Below are 24,785 nucleotides of genomic sequence, written 5' to 3' on the forward strand. Positions count from 1 at the left end.
TGTTGAAGCCTTGTATATAACCATCTAAGTATATAGTTCGAGTCTATTTATATCTTCGTGTATTTGTAAAGATAATGACCTGGATATGCAGTGAGCATCTGATCTGTAGGCTATGGCTTTTGCAATTTTTTTCCTAAGTATGCCCATCGATACATACTTTGGAAATATGTTTTGCACGCCCATGTTAATATCATAAAAGCTCATCAGCGACTTTAGCGAATCAATGTCTCCTCTATAAAGAAAATTATGTTTTAATCCAACACAGATATGAGATTTTGAAATCTCAACTTGCATTTTCTTACCTCCGTCAATTGTTATTTCAATTATACTACATATTCAGGCGAAAATATATTAAGAAAAATAATTAAGTTGTGTCAAAACTTAACAATTAATATAGGCTTGATGTGGACTTGATTAAAATTTTATTATCTTTTACTAAAATAATATTTTTATATTCCTCATAAAATTTATAATTATTAAGACATATAAATTCCTCTATAGTGGATTCATTGTTTTGAAGATATGTTTTTATAGCGTTAACGGCAATCTTACTTGCCTCTTTTATATCCATTGCAAAGGCTCCGCATGATATTGCAGGTATTGCGATAGATTTAATCTTGTGCTCATCTGCTAAGTGCAAAAGATTGAAGTAGGTTTTCTCTAAAAGCTTAAACTTGTTTTTATTAGAGTCCATCGGCCCAACAACGTGTATGATGTAGTCGTTCTTTAATTTATGTGCCTTTGTAATCTTAGCGCCACCAGTATATACTCCTGCGAGTTTCACTGTATCATCTAAAAGATCATCTCCATCTTTTTCGTGTATAAGGCCATCTAAACCGCCACCTCCAAGTAAAGAATTGTTTGCAGGGTTCACTATAGACTCTACTTCTAAATCAAATATATCTGCGTAAATCGCTTCTACTTTGCAAGAATTGATTATCATACAAGCTTAACTAGTTCTACTACAGTTTCAAATGCCTTTACCATTGATTGTATTGAAGCGTACTCATATCTTCCGTGGTAGTTCATACCGCCTGTGAAGATGTTTGGACAAGGAAGACCCATAAACGATAGTCTTGCACCATCAGTTCCACCTCTAACTTGTGTTACTTTTGGCTCTACTCCAGCATTTTTCATTGCTTTCTTTGCTAATTCAACTATCTCTAGTCTTGGTTCTATCTTTTCATACATATTGTAATATGAATCTTTTATATCAAGCTCCATTGCATCATTATATTTATAATTAATGTAGTCTTGAGCATCTTTCATAAGGCACTTCTTTGATGCAAATCCTTCTTTAGTGAAGTCTCTTATGATGTAGTGCATTTGTGTTTCTTCTACAGAACCCTTCATATTTGTTAATAGTATAAAGCCTTCATAGCCTTCTGTATACTCTGGTCTTTCATTGACTGGTAGCATAGCGTTGTATTCCATAGCTACTAATTGTGAGTTAATCATCTTATTCTTAGCTGAACCTGGATGTACGTTTCTACCTCTTATAGTGATTTTAGCAGAAGCTGCATTGAAGTTTTCGTATTCTATCTCTCCAAGTGGACCACCGTCAATAGTAAAAGCATAATCAGCTCCAAATTTCTTAACATCGAATAGGTCTGCACCTCTACCAATTTCCTCATCTGGTGTAAAGGCAATTCTGATCTTACCGTGCTTTACATCTGGATTTTTGATAAAGTATTCCATAGCTGTAACTATTTCAGCAACGCCCGCCTTATCATCTGCGCCTAATAGTGTTGTGCCGTCAGTAACTATAAGGTCATCTCCCACATAGTCATTAAGCTCAGGGAAATCATTTGGGCTTAAGATAATGTTTTCTTTCTCATTTAAAACAATGTCTTTGCCATCATACTTTTCAACTATTCTAGGCTTAACGTTCTCGCCACTCATATCAGGTGATGTGTCCATATGAGATATAAGTCCTAAAACATCTTTCTTCTCATCAGTATTAGCTGGAAGTGTTGCATAAAGGTATGAATGTTCATCAAGCTCAACATCTTCTAAGCCTAATTCAATAAGTTCGTCTCTTAATTTCTTTGCAAACTCCATAATCTTTGGACTGCTTGGACAAGTTTGAGACTCCTCATCAGACTTTGTGTCAATTTTTGCGTATTTAATAAAACGATCTACTAAGATATCTTTCATAATATCACTCCTTTTAATTTTTACCCAATTAAAGAAAAATAACAAGCATAAAGCCTGTTATTGCGTTGTTTACTAAAATTATTTACTGTACTTCTCTTCTAATTCCAATAAAGATTTTTACATCATTACCATCAGAGTAGTTATAGTAGCCATCTTCTTTTAACATAACAATTCTGTGGCAAGGTATAATTATAACAATGCTGTTGCCTCTGCAAGTAGCGCCTACTCCGCGAGCATATGTCTTTTTGCCAAGTTTAAGTGCAATGTCTCCATATGTACTAGTCTCACCATAGCGAACCTTTCTTATCTCTTCTAAGGCTTTATTCTGAAACTCTTTTGCTTTTACTCTAATAGGTATGTCAAATTCCTTTCTTTCGCCTCTGAAGTACTCTTCTAGCTGCTCGACAGTTCTGTCTAATATTTCATTCTTTTCAAGTTTACTTCCATATATACCTTGGTGACCAAAACGTAAGTACACAAGAGCATCATCTTCTGCTGCTGCAGTCATCTCGCCTAGCGGGGTGTTGAAGTAGTGAACAAAATATGTCTTTTGCTTATCAAAGTAGTTTGTAATCATTTGATCATCTCCTATGTATAATTATAGTATATCATTGTTCTAAAGTCAATAAAATATTCACAATTTAAAGTGTGATTGTATTGTTTTGAGCTTCACTATATAAAACAATATTGCATAAAAAAAGAGCGAGTATTAACTCGCCCTTTCTATATAAATACTACTTACTTATTTTTCCTCTTAATGCTTGCTTGCGCAGCTGCTAGTCTTGCAATTGGAACTCTGTATGGTGAGCAGCTTACATAATCAAGTCCGATTGCATCACAGAACTCGATTGATCTAGGGTCTCCACCATGTTCGCCGCAGATACCTACGTGAATGTTTGGTCTTGTTTGTCTACCAAGTTTAGTGCCCATATCTAATAGCTTGCCAACACCTTCTGTGTCAAGTGAGTCGAATGGACTTCTTTCGTATATACCATGGTCAAGATATGCATTAACAAACTTACCATAGTCGTCTCTTGAGTAGCCCCAAGTCATTTGTGTCATATCGTTTGTACCAAAGCTAAAGAACTCTGCTTCTTTTGCGATTTCATCAGCAAGTAGTGCTGCCCTTGGAACTTCAACCATAGTACCGATTTCATATTCAAGCTTCTTATTCTTTTCTGCAAAGACTTTATTAATTTCATCAACTAACTGTTCTTTAACAAATACAAGCTCTTTAAGTTCGCCTATTAGTGGAATCATAATCATAGGTTTAATGTCTTTATGGATTTCATTGCTTACGTTGATTGCAGCTTCCATGATAGCTCTAACTTGCATCTTATAAATTTCTGGCCATGTAACGCATAGTCTACAACCTCTGTGACCAAGCATAGGGTTGAACTCTTTCATATCTTCAATTCTGTCTTTGATAACTTGAGTAGTAATGCCCATATCTTTTGCAAGACTTTCTATATCTTCCTCAGTCTTAGGTAAGAACTCATGTAGAGGTGGATCAAGTAATCTTATAACAACTCCCTTGTCCTCCATTACTTTGAATATGCCTTCGAAGTCTCCTCTTTGATATGGAAGAAGCTTTTCAAGTGCTTTTTCTCTCTCTTCTAGTGTCTTAGAAAGTATCATCTTCCTAACTTGGAATATTCTCTTATCGTCAAAGAACATGTGTTCTGTTCTACATAGACCAATTCCTTGTGCTCCAAAATCAAGTGCTTGTTTAGCATCTCTTGGGTTATCAGCATTAGCTTTTACTTCAAGTGTTCTAAACTCATCAGCCCACTCCATAAACTTAGCAAAGTTACCACTTAGTTCAGGTGTAACCTTCTTGATCTCTCCTAAGTATACACGGCCTGTAGAACCATCTATAGAAATAATGTCTCCTTCTTTAATTTCGCCGCCGTCATATCTAATAACTTTGGCATCTTCATCAACTCTTAATTCAGAACATCCTGCAACGCAGCACTTGCCCATACCTCTAGCAACTACAGCTGCATGTGATGTCATACCACCTCTTGCTGTTAGTATACCTTCAGCATGAACCATGCCATCAATGTCCTCTGGAGATGTTTCTTCTCTAACTAAGATAGTCTTAACGTTGTTCTTGTGATATTCAATAACCTTATCTGGTGAGAATACTACAACGCCTGATGCAGCTCCTGGTGAAGCTGGTAGTCCTTTTGTAATTTCTGTTTTGCTTTGAACATCTTTTTCTTCGAATGTTGGATGGAGTATTTGATCTATTGACTTAGGCTCAATTCTTAAGATTGCTTCTTCTTTAGTGATTAGACCTTCATTTACTTGGTCAACTGCTATGTTTATAGCTGCCTTTGTAGTTCTCTTACCATTTCTACATTGAAGCATGAAAAGCTTTCCATTTTCAACTGTAAACTCGATATCTTGCATATCTTTATAGTGCTTTTCAAGTTTTTCAACTGTTTCTTTGAACTCTTTATAAACGCTTGGCAATTCATTTTCAAGTCTAGCAATAGGTTCTGGTGTTCTAACGCCTGCAACAACGTCTTCGCCTTGAGCATCGATTAAGAATTCACCGAATAAAACGTTTTCACCTGTAGCTGGGTTTCTTGTGAAAGCAACACCAGTACCAGAGTTCATGCCCATGTTACCAAACACCATCTCTTGAACGTTAACAGCTGTGCCAAGTGTATCAGAAATTTCATTTAGCTTTCTGTATGTCTTAGCTCTTGGTGTGTTCCAAGACATGAATACGGCTTTAACTGCGTTAAATAATTGAACGTTTGGATCTTGCGGGAACTCTTCTCCAATGTATTTTTTATAAATTGCCTTATATTCTTTTACAATTTCTTTTAAGTCATCAGTATCTAAATCGATATCTGCTTCGATATTTCTTTTTTCTTTTTGCTTATTTAAAACTTTTTCAAATTCAGCTTTCGGGATACCCATGGCAACATCTGAAAACATTTGTATAAATCTTCTGTAACTATCATATGCAAATCTTTCATTATTTGTCTTCTTTGCAAGTCCTTCAACTGTCACATCGTTTAAACCAAGATTTAATATAGTATCCATCATGCCTGGCATTGATATCTTCGCGCCACTTCTTACTGAGAATAGTAGCGGATTTTCTTTGTCTGAAAAACCCTTGTTAGTTATCTTTTCAACATTTGCAATACCATTTCTAATTTCTTCCTTTAAATCTTGCCATAGTTCTTCATTTTCTTCGTAAAACCTGTTGCACGCTTCAGTTGTAATTGTAAATCCGTTAGGTACTGGTAGACCTAAATTAGTCATTTCAGCTAAGTTAGCTCCCTTGCCTCCTAACAAATCTCTCATATCTTTATTGCCTTCTTTAAAGCTATAAACATACTTTTCCATCTGTATCCTCCTATTGCTTATTTAATTTTGAAGATATCTAACTATATAGTTAGATACTTCCTCTATTGATTTCCCATACATAGATATAACAAATATTCCTAGCTTGCTATACATATCGCGAGCATATTCATTCTCATAGAATACTCTCTCTAATGATGAGTAAGTAGATACGCCTGTTATACCTAAGTCTTTGTCTCTTTCCTTCCTTATCTTTGATAAATATTCCTCGTCTTGTATCAAGCCTATCATCTTTGATCTATCAAAGTTTTTAATCAAATCAAACTGATCTACTTCAGGTACAAGTGGTATATTTATAGCGTTTAGTCCTAAAGAAGCAAGATAATAACAAAGAGGTGTCTTGCCAGACCTTGAAGGTCCTAAGATAATTACATCTGCACTTGATATATTGTCAAATGTTTTGCCGTCATCATTATCTATTGCATAAGCAAAAGATTTATTTACATCCATAGAAAATCACCACCTAAATTATACCACATTGTATATTTTATTCAATCGTTTGCACCATATTAGTACTTAACTAATCTTTTTAAAGAACTCAACACCTGCTTTGAATATATTTTGTATTTCAATACCTGATATATTCTTAAAAGTATCAGTCTCTACTCTTTCTGAGTGTGCCATCTTACCAAGTATCTTGCCATCTGGTGATAAGATAGACTCGATGTCGTAGTTAGATCCATTAGGGTTGTCTAAATATTCAAATGCAAGTTGAGAGTTATCTCTTAATTGTTCATATAGTTCTTTATTGATTAATAGTCTTCCTTCGCCATGTGATATTGGCACTCTATATCTTGTCCTTATCAATATACTTAAGCCATGGTGACGATGTAGTAAGTGCTTTAGTCTTTACTATCCTTGCTATGTGTCTTGCTATGTTATTGTATGTTAATGTTGGGTCGTCTTCTTCTATGTCCTTAACCTTACCATATGGTAGTAGTCCTGTCTTAATTAAAGCTTGGAAGCCGTTACATATACCAAGTATCAAACCATCGTTTTCATTAAGTAAATACTCTACAGCATCCTTTACCTTAGGGTTTCTTAAAACATTGGCAATAAACTTTCCTGATCCATCTGGTTCATCAGATAATGAGAAGCCTCCTGGTATAAATAAGATTTGACTTTCCTTAATCTTCTTAGATAAATCATCTATAGACTTATCTATGTGTTCGTTGTCTAAGTTGTTGAATACAAAGACATCAACCTTTGCACCTTCTTTTTCAAATGCATACTTAGAATCATATTCAGAGTTTGTACCAGGGAATACTGGAATAATAACTTTAACTTCGTCTACCGGCTTAGTAGATTTTGCTCTAAAATCTTTTTCAGTAAACTTATTTTCAGTCTTTTCAACTCTTGCTTCTTCTCCGAATATATCTAAAAGTGGTTTTTCATACGCTTCTTTATACTCTTCGAGGTCAATACGTCTGCCATTGATAATTATGCTTGCGTCAGTATTTGTTGTTCCTAAATACTCAATTCCTTCTAAGTCTTCAGTGTATTCAACAATGTATGAGCCATATAGCTCTTTGAACATGATGTCAGCGTCCATATTGATGTTAAAGCCAATGTCATTACCAAAAGCCATCTTCATAAGAAGTGGTAGTGTTGTATCTCTATTGATAGCTATTGCGCTTCTAACTTTCTTTCTTGAAATCAAACTTACAAGTTCAACGCTATTCTTCTTAAATTCATTTAAATCAAGTGTATTGTCATCGTTAATAGTAGTTCTTATTAAACCAAGCTTCATATTGCCCTTAAGTTCAGGTGTTACAACATCTTCTATGTTCATAGTTGTTACAGCAAATGAAATCAATGTTGGAGGCACATTAAGATTGTTAAATGTTCCGCTCATTGAGTCCTTTCCGCCTATAGATGGGATTTGTAGATCGTTACATATCTTAAATGCTCCAAGTAATGCCTCAAATGGTTTTGACCACTTATATGGATCATCATTTAATTTTTCAAAATATTCTTGGAATGTTAGTCTTGCTTTGAATGGGCTTGCTCCATGTGATGCAATTTTTGCAAGTGATTCAACCACTGCATAATAAGCTCCAAAGAATGGACTCTTTTCTGATAGATATGGATCGAAGCCATATGTCATAATGCTTGCTGTTGAAGACTCTCCTTGAGTAGTTGGAATTCTTGCAATCATAGCTTGCTCTGGTGACAATTGGTTCTTGCCTCCTAGTGGTTGAACTATACTAGCTCTACCAACTGATGAGTCAAATCTTTCTATAAGTGATTTTTTAGAAGCTACATTGATATCTGATAGTCTCCTCTTTAGTTCTAATGTGAAATCATCAGCTAAGTCATCATTAAATAACTCTGCTTCTTCAGGCTTAAATATAACATCTTGCTTTCTTGGTGCGCCTGTTGAGTTTAAGAATGATCTCTTTAGGTTACATACTTCTATATCCTTATACATCATGATTAATCTTTCAGAGTCTGTAACTTCTGCAACTATAGTTGCTTCAAGATTTTCGGCATTTGCATACTCATTAAACTTTTCATAGTCATCTTTTGCAATTACAACAGCCATTCTCTCTTGTGATTCAGATATAGCTATCTCCATTGGACTAAGTCCTTGATACTTTAGTGGTACCTTGTCTAAGTGTATTAGAAGTGAATCTGCTAACTCTCCTATAGCAACGCTAACTCCGCCTGCTCCAAAGTCGTTACACCTCTTAATCATCTTTGCTAATTCAAGTATCCTAAATAGTCTTTGTATCTTTCTTTCTGTTGGTGCATTGCCCTTTTGTACTTCAGCAGCTGAGTCCTCAACTGATTTATCTGTTTGTATTTTAGAGCTTCCTGTTGCGCCGCCAATACCATCTCTACCAGTCTTGCCTCCAAGTAAGATAATTATATCTCCATTAGCAGGTACTCCTCTGTATACATTTTCCATAGGTGCTGCTGCGATAACTGCACCTACTTCCATCCTCTTAGCTTTGTATCCTGGGTGATATACTTCGTCTACATAACCTGTTGCAAGTCCGATTTGATTTCCGTATGATGAGTATCCCTTAGCTGCGTCTAAAACTATCTTTCTTTGAGGAAGTTTGCCTTCAAGTGTATCTTCAATAGCTTCTCTTGGGTCAGCTGCTCCAGTTATTCTCATAGCTTGATATACATAGCTTCTTCCTGATAGTGGGTCTCTTATAGCTCCACCAAGGCATGTTTGAGCACCACCAAATGGCTCAATCTCTGTAGGGTGGTTATGTGTTTCGTTCTTAAACATTAGTAGATAGTCTCTAAGTCTACCGTCTATACTAACTTTAACTTTAACAGAGCAAGCATTTATCTCCTCACTTACTTCTAAGTCATTTAACTTGCCTAAGCCCCTAAGTTTCTTTGTAACTATAGTTGCTAAGTCCATAAGTGTAAGATCTTTCTTCGAATATTGCTTTCTTACTTTTAAGTACTCATTAAGTGTATTTCTAATAACTTCTATAAAATCATTTTCACCTTCGAAGTTAATATTTGTTAATTGTGTATTGAATGTTGTATGTCTGCAGTGGTCTGACCAATATGTGTCAATTAATTTTAATTCTGTTTGACTAGGATCTCTGTCTTCTTTTATAAAGTAGTCTTGGAACACTTTTAAATCTTCTAATGACATAGCAAGTGACTTACTTTCAAGGAAATCTTTTAATCCATCTTCATCAAGTTTAATAAAGCCATCATAAATAAGTGACTCAATGTTCTTATCAAAATTTTCTTTTAAAGTCGTAGGTATTCCTATTAAAACGCCTTCTGCTTGGTCAACTGTATTGATTAAGTGCTTCTTAATCTTTTTAATGTCTTCTTCAGATACATTGCCTCTAATGTCATATACTTTTTCACATCTTGCAAGTACATCATCTTTACCAAGTGTAACCTTGATAGTGTCCTTCAAACCTTGTTCTCTTTGGTCAAATTGACCCTTCTTGTATCTAACAACAAAGGCATGCTTTAAATTCTTTTCCATCTCTAAAGCGTCATCCAATAAATAAATATTATCTACTGGCTTTTCGCATAGTATGGTATTTGATATCTTATTAATTTCCTCATCAGAAAGTAATTCAATATCATATCTGTTATAAACTTTTATTGAATCAAGATTAATCTTAAGAAACTCTAATCTCTTTAGTTAAACCGTTTGATTCAGCATCAAATTCATCTTTTTACAAACATAAACTCTTAACCACTGGACCAATATCCCTCCTATAATGCATTTTATTAAATGAAATTTTTGAATTTCATCATAAACTTTCTTATATGCTTCTTCAAATGTATCAGCTTTGCAAAGTATATTTAGCACTCTGCCACCATTAGTAAGAAGCTTATCGCCATCAGCTTTAACGCCCGCATAATTTACTTTTACGTCTTTTGATAGTGTATCTAAGCCTTTTATTTCGCACCCTTTATCATATTTTGCTGGGTAGCCACCTGATGCTAATACAACATTAACAATCTTTTTATCATTAACTTCTAATTTATATTCATTAAGTCTTGCTTCACTAGTTTTGATTAACGCATCCAACAATGATGAGTCTAGCCTTTCAAGTATAACCTCAGTTTCTGGATCACCAAATCTAGTGTTAAATTCTAAAACTTTTATTCCATCTGAGTTTATCATAAGGCCTGCAAAAAGAACACCTCTGTAATCAATGCCTTCCTCTTTCAAACCTTTGATAAATGGTTTTACAAGTTCTTCTTCTATATCCTTTAAGTATGGTAGTGACATTAGGTTCGGTGAATATGAACCCATGCCTCCAGTATTTTCTCCTGTTTCGCCTTCATAGACTTTTTTATGATCCTTTGCGCTAGGAAACATTATATACTCGCCATTTGATATAAGCACATGAACAGATGTTTCGAAACCATCTATATATTCTTCGACTATTATCTTGTCATCGCCAAACTTTTTATCTAGTAATAACTCATTAAGTGCCTCGTTTATACCTTCTTCGCTTGATGCTATTATGACTCCCTTGCCTTGTGCAAGTCCATCATACTTTAGTACTACTTTATTAACTTTTGATTCATGAAGTAAGGAGTACGCATACTTCTTTGCTTCTTCGACGCTATCAGTCTCAAGATACTTCGCTGTGTCTATATTATATTTTTCCATGAACTTCTTTGAAAATGCTTTGCTCTTTTCAAACATAGCAGCTTCCTTCTTTGGCCCAAATATCTTAAGTCCTTCTGCTTCGAACTTATCGACTATACCAAAGCATAATGGATCTTCTGGACCTACTATAGTGAAGTCGATATCATTCTCTTTAGCATAATTTGCTAAGTTGTCGAAGTCCATAACAGCTAAGTCGATATTTTTGAACTCACTCTTTGTCTTGCCATTGCCAGGCGCGAATGTAATATCAACCGAACTATCTTGTTCCTTAATTTTTGAAGCAATGGCATACTCACGTCCACCGCTACCTATAATTAATATCTTCATAGCCAACTCCTTATATTTGTACAAAGCCAACTTTTTTCATTACTTTTCTTAAAGTTTTATTAGCAAGGTATCTCGCTTTATCTCTACCTTCAGCCATAAGCTTTTCAAGGCCTTCTTTATCTTGAATAACTTCATTAAAATTATATTGAAAGTCTTTTAAATCTTCGTATATAATATCTGCTAAATCCTCTTTAAACTCTTTATATCCAAGCGAGTCATACTTCTTAACTATATCTTCTGGGCTAATACCAGTGAATGAGCTATATATATTTATAAGGTTATATAGACCCTCTCTCTTTGGATCGTAAGCAAAGTTTGGCTCACTATCTGTAACGGCCTTTCTAATCTTTGAATAAATTCTGTCCTTGCTATCCATGATATAGATAAAACTGTTTTGATCTTCGTCAGACTTACTCATCTTTCTACTTGGATCTTGAAGAGACATGATTCTCTTTCCTGTCTTAGCAATGTATGCTTCAGGTACCTTAAATGTGTCTGAGTACTTACTGTTGAATCTAATTGCTAAATCTCTTGCAAGCTCCATGTGCTGAGTTTGATCTTCACCAACAGGAACTAAGTCTGTTTGATATAATAGTATGTCTCCGGCCATTAATACTGGATATGTTAATAAACCAGCATTACAGTTTTCTGGAGACTTCTTGGACTTGTCCTTATACTGAGTCATTCTATTAAGCTGACCAATATATGCTATAGTATCGAGTATCCAACCTAACATTGCATGTTCAGGTACGTGCGATTGAACAAATAATACACTTTTTTCTGGGTCAACACCACTTACCAGCATCATGGCAAATATTTCATAAGTCTTCTTCCTTAATTCCTTTGGAATCTTTGGTACGGTTATGCTGTGTAAGTCTGCAACTGCATATAAACAGTTGTAGTCATCTTGAAGTTTAGCTAAATTCTTTAAAGCTCCTAGGTAATTGCCTATGGTTAAGTCACCTGAGGGCTGTATAGCGCTAAATGCTGTTTTTCTATCCATTTTATATCTCCTTTATATCATTAAATATCGCTTTTAAATGTATTACCATCTTGAATGTTCCCACTTTCATAGCCTTTCTTGAACCACTCCACTCTTTGTTCGCTTGTTCCGTGTGTGAAGCTATCAGGAACTACTCTGCCTTGATACTTTTCTTGAAGTGTATCGTCACCTATCTTTGACGCAGCATTAATTGCTTCTTCAATATCTCCTACATCAAGTATGCCCTTGTCTTTAATGCGATTAGCAAAGACTCCTGCATAGTAGTCTGCTTGTAATTCAAGTCTTACAGAGTATTTATTGTATTCTTTTTCTGATACTTTGCCTTGCAGTGCGTGAACTTGGTCTAAGGTGCCTAATAACTTTTGTACGTGATGACCTACTTCATGTGCAAGTACATATGCCATAGCAAAATCACCCTTTGCTCCAAACTCATTCTTAAGTTGATCAAAGAAGGAAAGGTCTATGTAGATGTTCTTATCAACCGAGCAATAAAAAGGTCCAACCTGTTCAGATGCAAATCCGCAACCCGACTTGATGCCTCCATTGAAAAGAGTAAGCTCAGGTTCTTCATATTTTAGTCCGTTCTCCTTAAATACTTCATGCCACACATCTTCAGTGTCCTTTAAGACAACTGAAATGAATTCTTTGTACTCTTCTTCTCTTTCGCTTGTGATAGGTGTAACTTGTCCACTTTGTATGCCGTTGCCACTTGGACCACCAAAGATACCGTCACCAAAGACTAAGTATAAAACTAGTAAAAGTATAACTCCACCTGTACCCATCTTGAAGCCGCCAAAGTTTGGCATTGCTCCTCCTGACTGACCTCTTCTGTCGTTAACATTGGTAGATTTCTCTCTACCTCTCCACTTCATTTCATCATCCCCTATAGATTCTTAATTATATCTTCAACCTTACTTGCTACTAAATCCTCATCTATGTTCTTCATCTTTTTGTTTTCCATGATAACCTTACCGTTGATGATAGTCGTATCAACTTCACTTCCATTCATTGAGTAAACCATTGCACTAATTAAATTATTTTGTGGCTTTAAATTTGTATTATCAAGATCAATTAGTATTAAATCTGCAAGTGATCCTTCACTAATGTTTATATCCTCATCAAAAATATATTTGTATGGATTAATAGTTGCTAGCTTAAGTACTTCATCAGCGCTCATAACTTTTGGGTCAAGTGAGCGAGCTTTAGCTGCTAGTGATACTGCTCTCATCTCAGTAAACATATTTTGCATGTTATTTGAGCTTGCGCCATCAGTACCTATTGCAAGTTTTATTCCGCGCATAGACATATTTTTAATATCTGGTATACCGCTTGCTAGTTTCATATTTGAAGACACATTTAAGCTAACAAGTGCATTGTTTTTTGCTATGATGTCCATATCTTCTTCAGATAAATGAACGCAGTGAGCTAGTATTGTCTTTTGATCAAACATACCAAGCTCCTTAAATAACTTTATAGGACTCTTCTTGTATTCTTTATATGAATTATTAACTTCAGTAATAGTTTCATTAGCATGTGTGTGAATGATTAAGTCTAATTCTTTTGCAAGATCTATACAGCTCTTTAGATATTCTGGCCCTGTTGTGTATATAGCATGAGGAGCTATTGCAAGTCTTAATAAGCCATCTTTTTGATGATACTTTTCATACATGTCACGTATATTTGCTTCTCTTTCTTTTTTAACAGCATCATTTGTCATACCTCTTGCGATAAGTCCTCTCATGCCAATCTCATTTGCAGCATCAAAGACTCTTTCACAGAACATATACATGTCGTTAAAGGCAGTGGTACCTGTCTTTACAAGTTCTATAAAGGTTAAAAGGCTCGCCCAGTAAATATCTTCGGCTGTAAGCTTTGACTCGAGCGGCCATATTTTATTTTGTAGCCAATCCATAAGCTCCATATCGTCTGCGTAATTTCTGAAAACGCTCATTGCTATATGGTTATGCGTGTTAAATAGTCCCGGCATTAATAATTTATCAGTCCCGTCTATTATATATGCGCCAGAGTCATCTATGTTATCAGCAATCTTTTTAACTCTATTGCCATCAATTAAAACATCACAAGGACCTTTTACTATCGATTCTTCTACATCAATATACTTAGTATTTTTAATTAGTATCATCTTAACCTCCTATATGTGAAATTTTCTTTCGTATATACAACAAGTGGCACTATAACTAAACAAGCTGTTATGCTTAATAGTGACGCAACTAAGTTAACTTTAAGCACTCTATCGATATTGTATATGTGCACTATATTTGATAAAATAAGCGCTATTATATAGCTTGACACCTTGGCTATGAGTAAAGAAACAAGTAGAGAGAATATGTAAGATATACCAAACTTTACATGACTGAGGTATCCTATAGCATAGCCAAAACTAATTTCTATAAATAGCATAAGTGTTTTTATATCAAGGTTTAAATTTTTCTATATAATAAATTTAGTATAAAATAAGTATAACGCTAGGAAACGAGAATTTTATATCTAGTGTAAATACAGCTATATATAAATAACAGTATTGCTAGATATCGTTAAAGCCTTTGTCCAGCTTGAGTAACGCAAAATTCATGGCTAGACTTAGGGCTATAAGGACTACACTTATCATTATATCTAAAGCATTATCTTTAATAAATTTCATTATGATCTTTCCTTAATTCATTAATATTTTCGTTGTAATATTCTTTCTATCGATATTAAATTCTTTTATTATCTCTTCAAGTTTTCATCGTTCTTTACTTCAATTTCAAGATAAGGCCTGTCAAAAGTTTCTTTGTCAAATTCATCAAAATCAAAGCGAGCACCCTTATATAGATATGAGTCTCTTTATAGTCCACTTTTCAGGAATAATTCCAAGCATTTCGAAAATTTCTAAGATTGCGTCCTTATCTTTAATCTCACTGTAATCTCCTTTGAGTTACGTAGCCCACCGCTATCCTTTCCTCTTATCTTATATGTCAAGTAAAAGTCTTCTTATTATCTTTATCCACTTCTCTTAGTCTTAATAGAGATTTTAATAAATTTGTCTTAGAATCTATATCGCATTTCAGTATATAATTAACTTGCTTTTCTTCACCTAAATATTGTGCACCCTTAGATGAAAGTTCTCCTTTTAAAGCATCTAAGTCAAGATTAAAAACCTTGACTTCTTTTTCTCTTTCAATCATTATTTTATTACTAGACTCGCTAGTTTTTCATCTATGATTACAGTAACGTCTTGATGCAAGTTTAGTAGTGAAACAGGAACCTTAGATGATATCTTTTAGAATTTAAAAGATAATCTATGGCAAAACTCTTTTGTGAGCCGCTTGCAATCAAAACTATCTTCTTCGCTTTGAATATAGATCCAACACCCATTGTTATGGCAAACTTAGGAACATCATCGATGTCATCAAAGAATCTTGAGTTTGCAACTCTTGTTGATTCTGAAAGTTCTTGCACATATGTTACAGCGCTTAAGTCATCACCTGGCTCATTGAAGCCAATGTGGCCATTTTTGCCAACGCCTAAAACTTGTAAGTCAATCTCATAATGCGATAGCATCTCTTCGTATTCTTTAGCTGCCTTATCTAACTCATGATTTTCTGCATGAGGTATGTGTGTGTTCTTTTTATCAATATTGATATGGTTGAAAAGGTTCTCGTTCATAAAGTAGTAATAACTAGCTGGGTGATCCTTCTTTAGTCCAACGTACTCATCTAGATTAAAAGTTATTACATCTTTAAAGTCAATTGTTCCTTCTTTATTTGCTTTTATAAGTTCTTTATACATGCCAATAGGGCTTGATCCTGTTGCCAAACCTAATACACTGTCATGCTTTTCTTGAATTTGTTTAATAAATATTTGAGCAGCTTCTCTACTCATTTCGTCGTAATCTTTGCATACTATAACTTTCATGCTAACACCTCTCTATTAATTTAAGTTTAAAATTTAAGTAGTCACTTGATACCAATGAGTAGTCTATGCCCTCTATCAAGCCTTCTCGTCTGTACCTATGGCCCCCCGCATGCAAGTGGCCATATATACATTTATATACATTGTGTTCTTTCATCAAATCGTGAAACTGATTTGGCTTTAAGTCCATGTTAAATGGCGGGTAGTGAAGCATCACTATAATCTTCTTTGTCTTGTCCGCCTTTTCAAGTGACAATGATAACCTAATAAGCTCTCTATCTGTTATCTTCTTATCGTTCTCTTCGTCATACTTATAGTTATCCTCTTGCATCCAGCCTCTTGTTGCGCAGATTGTAAAGTCTTTATAAGTATACGCATCGTTTTGTAAAAAGTATATGGATTTAAATCCAAAACCATTCATCTTAGATATGCTTGTCCACCAATAATCATGATTACCCTTACTGATAAGCTTCTTGCCAGGCAATTCATCTATAAATTTTAAATCATCTATAGCCTCAGTAAATCGCATAGCCCATGAAGTATCACCTGGCAGCAAAACTAAGTCGTCTTCTTTGACATTCTCAAGCCAGCTTGCCTTAATCTTTTGATCATGGTTTTGCCAGTTGCCACCGAAGATACTCATAGGTTTTAAATCTGTTGAATCTAAATGTAAATCGCCTATAGCATAAATCATTTTTTCACCTCTATAACTGTATATAATTATAACACAGATTAAGCTCTGAGAGAACACTTTTTTCGTCTTTACTGCTTGTAAATAATAATACTTGCTTTTCTTTTGCTAAAGAGACAAATACCTTTAACGCGTTCTTCATTCTTGACTCATCAAAGAAGACAAGGTTTTCATCAAAGATAAGCGCTGACTTTATACCTAGAGCGTCGACTAAGGCAAGTCTTAGGCTTAGGTATGACATGGATAAGACTTGTCTACTAAGGTTTTCTTCCTCATAAACCATATTCGTATTTTTGTCTTTAAGCATTATCTTGAAGCTCTCATCTAACATAAAGAATTCATACTTATCTGATGAAAACAGATCTAAGTATTTATTCGCTTCTTTTATTATCTTTGGCATGTAGCTTGTATTAATCTCGGATATTAAACTAGAAAGTATTTCGCTTGCACAACTTAGTGCGCTCTTTCTTCTATAGAGCTCCTTCATCCTATTCTCTAGCTCATCACGTCTTAGGCTAAGCTCGTATGTTCTTTGTAAAAGAGCGTCATTGTAGTTAAGCTTTGTTTCTAATTCCTTTAGCTCTAAGTCTAATTTTCTTATCTCTTCATCAGCCTTTCTTATAGAGTAGCCTTTAAACTTTTCATACAAAGTGCCTTTAGTTTTTGCTAAATAATCAAGGACCTTCTCTTCACTTAGTTCATCAAAATTCTTTTCGCTATATGTTTTAAAAGTTCATCAAAACTTTGTAAATAGTTTTGGCTCATCTCTTGATCTTTGCTTAGTATATTCACTAATGAAATCATCATCACTAATAATATTATATTTATCTAAAATAGCTTTTTATCAATAATTAATTTTCTCTAAGCTTATCACTTTTCTTTGCTTTATCAAAATAAAACTTATAGCAAAATTATAAGAAATGCAGCTCCAATATTAAAAGCAATTCCACTTGATTTAATAAAATAATATATAAAACTAATTACACTTACTAAAAGAAATGCATATGATAATTTTTGTGCATTTTTCTAGACTCAATATTATTTATTGAATCAATTTTACTATTAAATTCAAGAAATTCTTCATAGTCGTCACTAGCAATGTTTTTATCATTTTTAAAAATCTTTCTTTTGCTTTTAAGCTCTTCTGCCTTTAATAAATTCTCTTTTCGTAATAAGACTTCGCACTCTTGTATTCATTTAAAACTCTTTTCTCATATCTTGCGCTGCATCTTTTTCTTGTTAAGATAGTTCTTTTTATCCAGCATGTCTATAGTATTTTCTTGTGACGCATATAAGTTTGCTAAATCTCTATCTAGGCTTGCAATCTCATTTTTCAGTCTATAAAGCTCTTTAGTCTTTGCATTCTCTGTACCAATCATTGCAATTTCATTATCAATATTGCTTTTTGCCTCACTTAAGTTGTACTCAGCTTCATCATTAGTCTTTAGCTTAAGCAAGAGCTCCCTTATATCGTCAAAGTCATCAAAGTATAGATCTTTCGACTGACTGATATATGTGCTCTCTGTAAAAACATTCCTTGAAAAACCTAATAAGATCTCACCTATAGACTTGTTAGACTTTGCACTTTCTCTTTTAATATCTTCAGTGATATCAAGACCGTTCTTACTTACAAAGTATGTGTCATTAATAAAGTCTCTATATATCTCATAAGTTATGCCGCTTTTTATAAATGTCATTTTGCCACTATACTCATTTTTGTTTATGGGTTTATATCTTAGGTAGTCTTTAATCTTAAGCTTTCTCTTTGTATTTGCCTTATTGACACCAAAGAGCATAAAGGAGATAAAGGCGTGTATAGTAGACTTTCCACTCTCATTTAGCCCATAGATAAGGTTAAATGATTCGTCAAAGTCTATGTGGTAATTATTAAATTTGCCAAAATTAATTATATCAAGGCTCTTAATCTTCATAGTAATTCTCCGTGCTTTGCATTGCTTTAAGTGCTATCTTGATTGCTTCTTTTCTAATATCTTCCGGATAAGCCTCTGCCTTCTTTACTATCTTTTGATATATCTCATCTGATATATTGCTTATCTCGCTTAAGTCATTAATTACTTCAAGATAGTAGAATTTACCTTTAATAAGACTTAATATCCTGTTTATATTTAAATCTGATTGTATGGTGCCCTTAAGATTGATTCTGTAAAAATTTTTATCTTTATCTGTGATTGCTTCAAACTTCCCTAATATATCTTCAAAGTCATCTTCTTTATTGATAAATATATCTTTTATAATAAATTCTCTTTGTGCAAATGAAACAAAGTTTACACTTCCTTGGATTATATCAACTTCATAAAAACCATGCTCTCCAAGCTCTTTAAAGTCAAGAGGCTCTAGTGATCCACTGTAGTATGCCCCATCCAAAACTTTACCCTTCTTGTGTATGTGTCCTAAGGCTATGTAGTTGAAGCCAGAGTACACAAGTGGACTTATATCAACTTTATACTTGCCATCATTTATATCTCCATGAAGGGCTGCTATGTTATACTTATTATGATCTAGCTCTACTCTTTTAATCGCAAAAGCACTCTCTTGATCACTTAACCAAGAAGCTCCATATACGCAAACATTCTCACCTATATCCACGCGCTCAAGCGTATCCGTTTTGAATACGTAAAGGTTCTCAGTAAAATTACTAAATAAGTAATCATCAGTGTAGTAATCGTGGTTACCGCAGGATAAAACAATTTTCCCGTAGTAGCTGTCAATGATCTTCATTAGATGCTTAGTCTCTGTATATGTAAGTGCATCTCTTTCAAAGAAGTCGCCACTAATAATAATTAAATCGATTTTATTGTCATTGGCATAATTAATAAGCCTTTCAAATGTTATGAAAAGCTCGTTTTTTCTCTCATCAGATCTTGCTCCTAGCGTCTTATTTTTGTATTTAAAACCCAAATGCAAATCTGCTGTGTGAATAAATTTATTAATATACATAGCTGTACCTTATTATATCAGTCTCTGACATAATCTTTTAATTACGGAGAAATCAAAGTTAAGTGTGTCTTTTTTCTTAAAGATGGAAAAGCTACTTGCTATCTTAAACGAAGTCTCTAAGTCATACTTTCTTTCAAAAGCTATGGCAAGTCCAAGAAGCGCCATGTTCTTGTCAATGTGCACATTAATCTTCTTGTCATAATCAAATAAGTAGTAGCAATCCTTTGTAAAAATAATCAAATTGTCATTAAATTTAAGAAGTATAATTCTGTCTTTGTCTATAGCCATAAACTTAACAACACTAACTACGTCATCAAGTGTCGTAAGTCTTAAGTTAAGTATGTCACTAAGGTCCTTGTAATCCATGGACATAGCGAAGACGTTCGAGTCCATACATAGCTTCATAGTACCCTTTGAACTAGAAACAAAAAGTTTCTTCATATATCTATTCGCTACATTGATTAGTCCTTGATAGAAGTCAGGGCTAATATTGTTATCAAAGTCTTCCATAAGAAGTGTTACTCTTGTATCGTAGATGATCTCATCAAACTTATCTATGAAGTTAAGTTCATCATCCCTAGTTATGCGAGGAGCATTTTCAATAATTCTTGTTGTACGTGCTGCTTCTTTTATATCGATAAGTGACCTTGCTTCGTCCTTAATGTTAACTAAGTAGTAATCAGAAAGATACTTCTCCAAATAGTTCCTATACTTCATAGCTGCATATCCACCTGCGAATGAAAGCACCTTGTAGTCCTCTTTTAAACTGTGAAAGATTTCACTTGCAAGATAGCTCGAACCATAAAAGGAGTCACTCATTACATCTGCAGTGTTCTTCGATGCAAGATAAAGCTTATCTAAGCTCAAGGCTTTATATTTAATCAAGTCAGTGTTAAGTAATAAAATCATCTCTCTACCTCCTCTGCTACTTATATTATACACTATATTCATAAATATTTCTTCTAAAATTATAAAAAAAGCTTTATTTATGCTATTATTTAGTATATAATATAGCCGAGGTGATTAATTTGTCGAAGAAATTATTCTCTTTTTTATTGCTCATTTGTATAATGCTTACAAGTGCAAATGTATATGCAAGTGATAAAACAGATGAGGGTGACGATACTAATAAGAATGCAAGCTTCTCATTCAATTATGATCTTGCAATAAAAAATGTCAATATAGTTAATCCAGCAAGAAACGAAATTTTATATAAATATAACATCGCTATTAGTGGAGGAAAAATTAAAGTAATCACTAAGGGTGATGTAAAGGCAAACAGAGTTATAGATGGTGAAGGTGCAATGCTACTTAGAGAGTTTATAGACCTTGATAGTACTAATGCATCTCGCGAGCTTGACCTTCTTAAAACTGCTGATGGTATTGGTAAGAGTGTAAGAGCTAACACTGCCGACATAGATGAGTGGTCTAAGTCTGTAGAAAATCTTTTAACAACTAACGACTATCTATCAATCACTGACTCTGAAAGCATTAAAAATGCCATACTTAAAGAAAGAGAGATGAAGTATGACGATGCAGCCATCAAAGATATAGTTAGCGCTATATTAAAAGAAAAGGAAGCAAAGTCTGCGGGAGTTAAAATATCAATCGAAGAAGCTAACGATCTTAACCTTCTTATCAACACTATGAAGGCTGTTAATGATGAAAATTTTGTCTTCTACATCAAGCTTAGCAAGGTTAAACATGACAATATAATTCAAACTATAAATCAAATTACAGAAATTATAAAAATAGTAAGAACAATTTTATTTTATGCGATATGAATGACTTTGCAGGTCCTGATAAGGTCTCTGCAATAGATAGCTTAATTAGTAAATATAATCAAGAGAATGAAAATCTCTACTACACATTTAATCCATTTAAGTACATTGTTTTAACTAATTATAAGGACAAGCTTGATATAGTTAAAAATACAACAACAATATATCTAAACTTCAACTTGCAAGTTCGAATAAATTCTACCAAATTCACCAGTACAAAGATATACTTACGACTACTGAAGACGTTATTGTACACGACGCACTTAGCGACTCTGACATCGCTGCTATGATAAAGTCAAAGTACTCACTAATTGCAAGCAATCCAAATCTTGCTAACACGTCAAACAAAATTTATCCACCTAACATTAACTCTTTTCTTGAGTATATCAGACTTGCAAAAGATTTGGGCCTTGATACTATCGAGATAGCTAATAAACTAAGCTACCTTCCATACAAGGTTCTAAATTTGGATAGATATATGAACGCTTCAACTATAGAAGTAGGACAAAGTGCATCATTTTTAACAATAAACTCTAAAAATATTAGTATAAATTCAAACTTACAAAGTGTAAAGCCAAGTTTAGGCGTAAAATACTTAGTACACAACGGCATCGTTACTTATAACCATGGACAACACAATCAAAAGGACGCTAAGTCTTTTATAATTAATACTATGGAAAGAAATGACGATGTTAAGAACTTCCATATAAGTTACGAGAGCGATATGTCTAAGACAGCTGAGCTAGAAAACGCATACATTATCGATGGTATAAAGTATATAAGCTTAGAAGAAATTATCGCCCCACTAAACCTTGTTTATAAAAATGAAGGCAACGGTAAATATACTATAGGCAACCTAATAAATGTTGAGTTAGGAACAAGTGATGCTAGTTTAGGTGCAGATAAGGTGCACTTAGAAAAAGAAGTTATTACGTATAACAATAATCTCTTAATCGCATTGAACGATCTTGAAAAATTATTTCAAAACTACTACAATTGCGATGTAAGTGATGATCACATATCAATCAAAGCAAGCAACAATTCAAAGATGCTTGACACAACAGACTCAGTTGAGAAAAAAGAAAGCACACCACTAATCATTAAGACAAGCTATGTAATAATATCATACATATTCTCAGCTTTAATGGTGGCCTTCGTATTAAATACATTAAAGAGAAAAAAGAGGAGAAGAAATGGAAAATTATAATTTAAAATCTATTCTTGGACCGATAATGATAGGCCCATCAAGCTCTCATACAGCGGGAGCTGCAAGATTGGGTAGGATAGCAATGAAATTAGCACCAAAGGACTTTACTAAAGTCTCTTTCTACCTACACGGTTCATTTAGAGAAACATATAAAGGTCACGGTACAGACAAAGCGCTACTTGCTGGAGTCATGGACTTCTACCCTGACAGTGAAGAGATTAAAAACTCATTTGAAATAGCTAAAGAAAGAGGCTTAGAGTATGAATTTATCAAGTCAGACCTTGGTTACGTCCATCCAAACACTGTTAAGATGGTCTTCCACTATGATGACAAAGAAGACTTCTACGTACAAGGCAGCTCCATTGGTGGAGGCAGTATACTTATAAAGGATATCAATGGTGCAGATGTTGAGTTCTCAGGTGAAAAACCTACTCTAGTTGCAAAATACATTGACAAAAAAGGTATCTTATCTAGAATAACAGCAACATTTGCAATATCTGGCATGAACATTGCCGACATGCATGTAGACAGAACTGGTAAGGTCGCAACACTTATATGCGAACTTGACTCAGACTTTGATGATTCAACTATAAAAGACATAGGCAGAATTGATGACTTCTTATTTGTTAAGTATTTAAACCCTGTTAAGGAGGACAACTAATATGTATACAAATGCACAAAGCATGATAGATGCATGCGAAGAACAAAATAAAAAGCTATATGAATTACAAATAGAACAAGAAATGGAGTCTGGCGAATTAACAAAGGATGATATTTACGAATACTTAAGAAAAACATATGAGATTATGAAAAAATCTGCCAAGGCTGGTCTTGAAACACCTATCATGTCCATGAGTGGTATGACTGGAAAAAACGCTTTTAAAGTTAACGAGTATGCTAATATTGGTAATCCAGTATCAGGCTCTTTAATCACTAAGGCTATGGCAAGAGCATTATCTACATCAGAAGTAAACGCTTCCATGGGTAGAATCGTTGCTGCACCTACTGCAGGAGCATCAGGAATACTACCAGCTACCCTTCTTACTATGCAAGAGGAGTTTGGATACTCAGATGAGGAGATATATAATGCGCTACTAACAGCATCAGCAGTTGGCGAACTAATAGCTGTAAATGCAACTATATCAGGTGCTGAAGGTGGATGCCAAGCAGAGTGCGGCGCAGCAGCTGCCATGGCGGCAGCAGCCATCATAGAGTTAAGAGGCGGAACTATAGAGAATGTTTTCACAGCTGCAAGCTTTGCTCTAAAGAACATCATGGGACTTGTATGCGACCCAGTATGTGGACTAGTTGAGTACCCATGCAACTTAAGAAATGCATCAGGTGTTGTTAATGCAATCATATCAGCTGACCTTGCACTAGCAGGTGTTGAAGCGTTAATACCATTCGACGAAACAGTTGGCGCTATGGGTAATGTTGGTAAAGAACTACCTGTTTCATTAAAAGAAACTGCTATAGGCGGAGTTGCAGGAACAGAAACAGCACAAAGGTTGTATGACGAATTTTTAAACAAATAAGTAGATGAATATAGCAAAAGAGCTCTCAATAATGAGGGCTCTTCTTTCTTTTAAATCGTATTTGTCTTTAATTTTTTCTTGATTTTTTATATAAAGTATGTTAATATATATAGGTAAGCCGAAGTGATGGAATTGGCAGACGTACAGGACTCAAAATCCTGCGGTAGCAATACCGTGCGGGTTCGACCCCCGCCTTCGGCACCATGAACAAAAAATTCTACATTTTTTGTTTCCTTTCTTTTTTGCAAGTAGCGTAATGCTACTTGCTTTTCTTTTGTCTAATATACATTAAACATATATTCTTACTATTAATTACTTATCTTAGCAATTAATGTATAGTCTACCCTCTTAATGTATGTAAATAAATAAGGCTCCTATCAAGGAGCCTCACTTATATTAGTCTTCTAAACCTAGTTTTTTGAATATTAACTTATAACCGTCAGCACCGTAGTTAAGGGATCTATTGATTCTTGAGATTGTTGCTGTTGAAGCGCCTGTTGCTACTTCAATTTCGTTGTAAGTCTTATTTTCTTTAAGTTGTTTTGCTACTTCAAGTCTTTGAGCTATTGCTTGAATTTCTTTGATAGTACAGATGTCTTCAAAGAATCTGTAGCATTCTTCCATTGTTTCTAGCGATAAGATTGCTTCGAAGAAGCCATCAGTTTGTTCGCTTTTTAATTTTGAACTGTAAGCCATTTCTTTACCTCC

General features: G+C 34.3%; 23 protein-coding genes, 1 tRNA gene and 1 pseudogene. 5 read left to right on the forward strand and 20 right to left on the reverse strand.

Annotation, left to right across the window (positions count from 1 at the left end):
• Positions 1-24 precede the first annotated feature (24 nt).
• The 19 genes and pseudogenes from KO172_RS06995 to KO172_RS07085 form a co-directional block, all read right to left on the reverse strand.
• Complete coding sequence (locus KO172_RS06995; RefSeq protein ID WP_215492743.1) at positions 25-294, reverse strand: hypothetical protein; 270 nt, start codon at positions 292-294, stop codon at positions 25-27.
• Positions 295-388: 94 nt separating this feature from the next.
• Positions 389-943: a macro domain-containing protein gene (locus KO172_RS07000; protein WP_215492744.1), complete on the reverse strand. Its 555-nt coding sequence runs from the start codon at positions 941-943 to the stop codon at positions 389-391.
• Positions 940-2,157: a peptidase T gene (gene pepT, locus KO172_RS07005; RefSeq protein ID WP_215492751.1), complete on the reverse strand. Its 1,218-nt coding sequence runs from the start codon at positions 2,155-2,157 to the stop codon at positions 940-942. The genes KO172_RS07000 and pepT overlap by 4 nt, the downstream gene beginning before the upstream one ends.
• 82 nt (positions 2,158-2,239) lie before the next feature.
• A complete protein-coding gene (locus KO172_RS07010; RefSeq protein WP_215492753.1) occupies positions 2,240-2,734 on the reverse strand; it encodes a methylated-DNA--[protein]-cysteine S-methyltransferase in 495 nt (164 codons plus the stop codon).
• Positions 2,735-2,895: 161 nt separating this feature from the next.
• Positions 2,896-5,529 carry a pyruvate, phosphate dikinase gene (ppdK, locus tag KO172_RS07015; RefSeq protein ID WP_374047652.1) on the reverse strand — a complete coding sequence of 878 codons (2,634 nt, stop codon included), beginning with the start codon at positions 5,527-5,529 and terminating at the stop codon, positions 2,896-2,898.
• Between the two features lie 15 nt (positions 5,530-5,544).
• On the reverse strand, positions 5,545-5,991 hold the full coding sequence (locus KO172_RS07020; protein WP_215492771.1) for a kinase/pyrophosphorylase: 447 nt from the start codon (positions 5,989-5,991) through the stop codon (positions 5,545-5,547).
• Between the two features lie 66 nt (positions 5,992-6,057).
• Positions 6,058-6,327 (reverse strand): phosphoribosylformylglycinamidine synthase subunit PurQ, encoded by a 270-nt coding sequence (locus tag KO172_RS07025; RefSeq protein ID WP_215492786.1) that lies wholly within the window; start codon positions 6,325-6,327, stop codon positions 6,058-6,060.
• Position 6,328: 1 nt separating this feature from the next.
• A complete protein-coding gene (locus KO172_RS07030) occupies positions 6,329-9,652 on the reverse strand; it encodes a phosphoribosylformylglycinamidine synthase (protein WP_215493505.1) in 3,324 nt (1,107 codons plus the stop codon).
• Between the two features lie 24 nt (positions 9,653-9,676).
• The gene (gene purD / locus KO172_RS07035) at positions 9,677-10,987 is read right to left on the reverse strand and encodes a phosphoribosylamine--glycine ligase (protein ID WP_215492788.1); all 1,311 of its coding nucleotides are present in this window, start codon (positions 10,985-10,987) and stop codon (positions 9,677-9,679) included.
• 10 nt (positions 10,988-10,997) lie between these two features.
• Positions 10,998-11,990, reverse strand: a complete 993-nt coding sequence (gene trpS, locus KO172_RS07040) for a tryptophan--tRNA ligase (protein ID WP_215492790.1) — start codon at positions 11,988-11,990, stop codon at positions 10,998-11,000.
• 20 nt (positions 11,991-12,010) lie between these two features.
• Positions 12,011-12,862 carry a KPN_02809 family neutral zinc metallopeptidase gene (gene ypfJ, locus KO172_RS07045; RefSeq protein WP_215492797.1) on the reverse strand — a complete coding sequence of 284 codons (852 nt, stop codon included), beginning with the start codon at positions 12,860-12,862 and terminating at the stop codon, positions 12,011-12,013.
• An 11-nt stretch (positions 12,863-12,873) separates the two neighbouring features.
• The gene (locus KO172_RS07050; protein WP_215492799.1) at positions 12,874-14,133 is read right to left on the reverse strand and encodes an amidohydrolase; all 1,260 of its coding nucleotides are present in this window, start codon (positions 14,131-14,133) and stop codon (positions 12,874-12,876) included.
• Positions 14,134-14,968: 835 nt separating this feature from the next.
• Positions 14,969-15,178, reverse strand: a complete 210-nt coding sequence (locus tag KO172_RS07055) for a CYTH domain-containing protein (RefSeq protein ID WP_215492801.1) — start codon at positions 15,176-15,178, stop codon at positions 14,969-14,971.
• A pseudogene (nagB, locus tag KO172_RS07060) lies at positions 15,178-15,908 on the reverse strand (glucosamine-6-phosphate deaminase). The gene KO172_RS07055 and the pseudogene nagB overlap by 1 nt, the downstream one beginning before the upstream one ends.
• Position 15,909: 1 nt before the next feature.
• Positions 15,910-16,599 (reverse strand): metallophosphoesterase, encoded by a 690-nt coding sequence (locus tag KO172_RS07065; RefSeq protein ID WP_215492803.1) that lies wholly within the window; start codon positions 16,597-16,599, stop codon positions 15,910-15,912.
• Between the two features lie 10 nt (positions 16,600-16,609).
• The gene (locus KO172_RS07070) at positions 16,610-17,245 is read right to left on the reverse strand and encodes an ATP-binding protein (RefSeq protein ID WP_215492805.1); all 636 of its coding nucleotides are present in this window, start codon (positions 17,243-17,245) and stop codon (positions 16,610-16,612) included.
• A gap of 562 nt (positions 17,246-17,807) precedes the next feature.
• Positions 17,808-18,527, reverse strand: a complete 720-nt coding sequence (locus KO172_RS07075; RefSeq protein WP_215492807.1) for an AAA family ATPase — start codon at positions 18,525-18,527, stop codon at positions 17,808-17,810.
• Positions 18,517-19,554, reverse strand: coding sequence for a metallophosphoesterase family protein (locus tag KO172_RS07080; RefSeq protein ID WP_215492815.1), 1,038 nt, complete (start codon positions 19,552-19,554; stop codon positions 18,517-18,519). Before KO172_RS07080 ends, KO172_RS07075 begins: the two co-directional genes overlap by 11 nt.
• A 12-nt stretch (positions 19,555-19,566) precedes the next feature.
• Positions 19,567-20,463, reverse strand: a complete 897-nt coding sequence (locus KO172_RS07085) for a carbohydrate kinase family protein (protein ID WP_215492817.1) — start codon at positions 20,461-20,463, stop codon at positions 19,567-19,569.
• Positions 20,464-20,582: 119 nt separating this feature from the next.
• On the opposite strand from KO172_RS07085, the gene KO172_RS07090 reads away from it, so the two are divergent.
• The 5 genes from KO172_RS07090 (at position 20,583) to KO172_RS07110 (ending at position 24,281) form a co-directional block, all read left to right on the forward strand.
• Complete coding sequence (locus tag KO172_RS07090) at positions 20,583-21,338, forward strand: hypothetical protein (protein ID WP_215492819.1); 756 nt, start codon at positions 20,583-20,585, stop codon at positions 21,336-21,338.
• 283 nt (positions 21,339-21,621) lie between these two features.
• Complete coding sequence (locus tag KO172_RS07095) at positions 21,622-22,542, forward strand: hypothetical protein (protein WP_215492821.1); 921 nt, start codon at positions 21,622-21,624, stop codon at positions 22,540-22,542.
• Positions 22,529-23,203, forward strand: coding sequence for an L-serine ammonia-lyase, iron-sulfur-dependent subunit beta (sdaAB, locus tag KO172_RS07100; RefSeq protein ID WP_215492830.1), 675 nt, complete (start codon positions 22,529-22,531; stop codon positions 23,201-23,203). Before KO172_RS07095 ends, sdaAB begins: the two co-directional genes overlap by 14 nt.
• Before the next feature lies 1 nt (position 23,204).
• Positions 23,205-24,077, forward strand: a complete 873-nt coding sequence (gene sdaAA, locus KO172_RS07105) for an L-serine ammonia-lyase, iron-sulfur-dependent, subunit alpha (RefSeq protein ID WP_215492832.1) — start codon at positions 23,205-23,207, stop codon at positions 24,075-24,077.
• A 117-nt stretch (positions 24,078-24,194) separates the two neighbouring features.
• Positions 24,195-24,281: transfer RNA gene (locus KO172_RS07110), tRNA-Leu, on the forward strand.
• A gap of 192 nt (positions 24,282-24,473) precedes the next feature.
• Here the strand turns inward: KO172_RS07110 and KO172_RS07115 are convergent.
• Positions 24,474-24,773, reverse strand: a complete 300-nt coding sequence (locus KO172_RS07115) for a YerC/YecD family TrpR-related protein (protein ID WP_019214736.1) — start codon at positions 24,771-24,773, stop codon at positions 24,474-24,476.
• Positions 24,774-24,785 lie beyond the last annotated feature (12 nt).

It is taken from the genome of Fenollaria sporofastidiosus (assembly GCF_943169635.2).
Classification (GTDB): Bacteria; Bacillota; Clostridia; order Tissierellales; family Peptoniphilaceae; genus Fenollaria; species Fenollaria sporofastidiosus.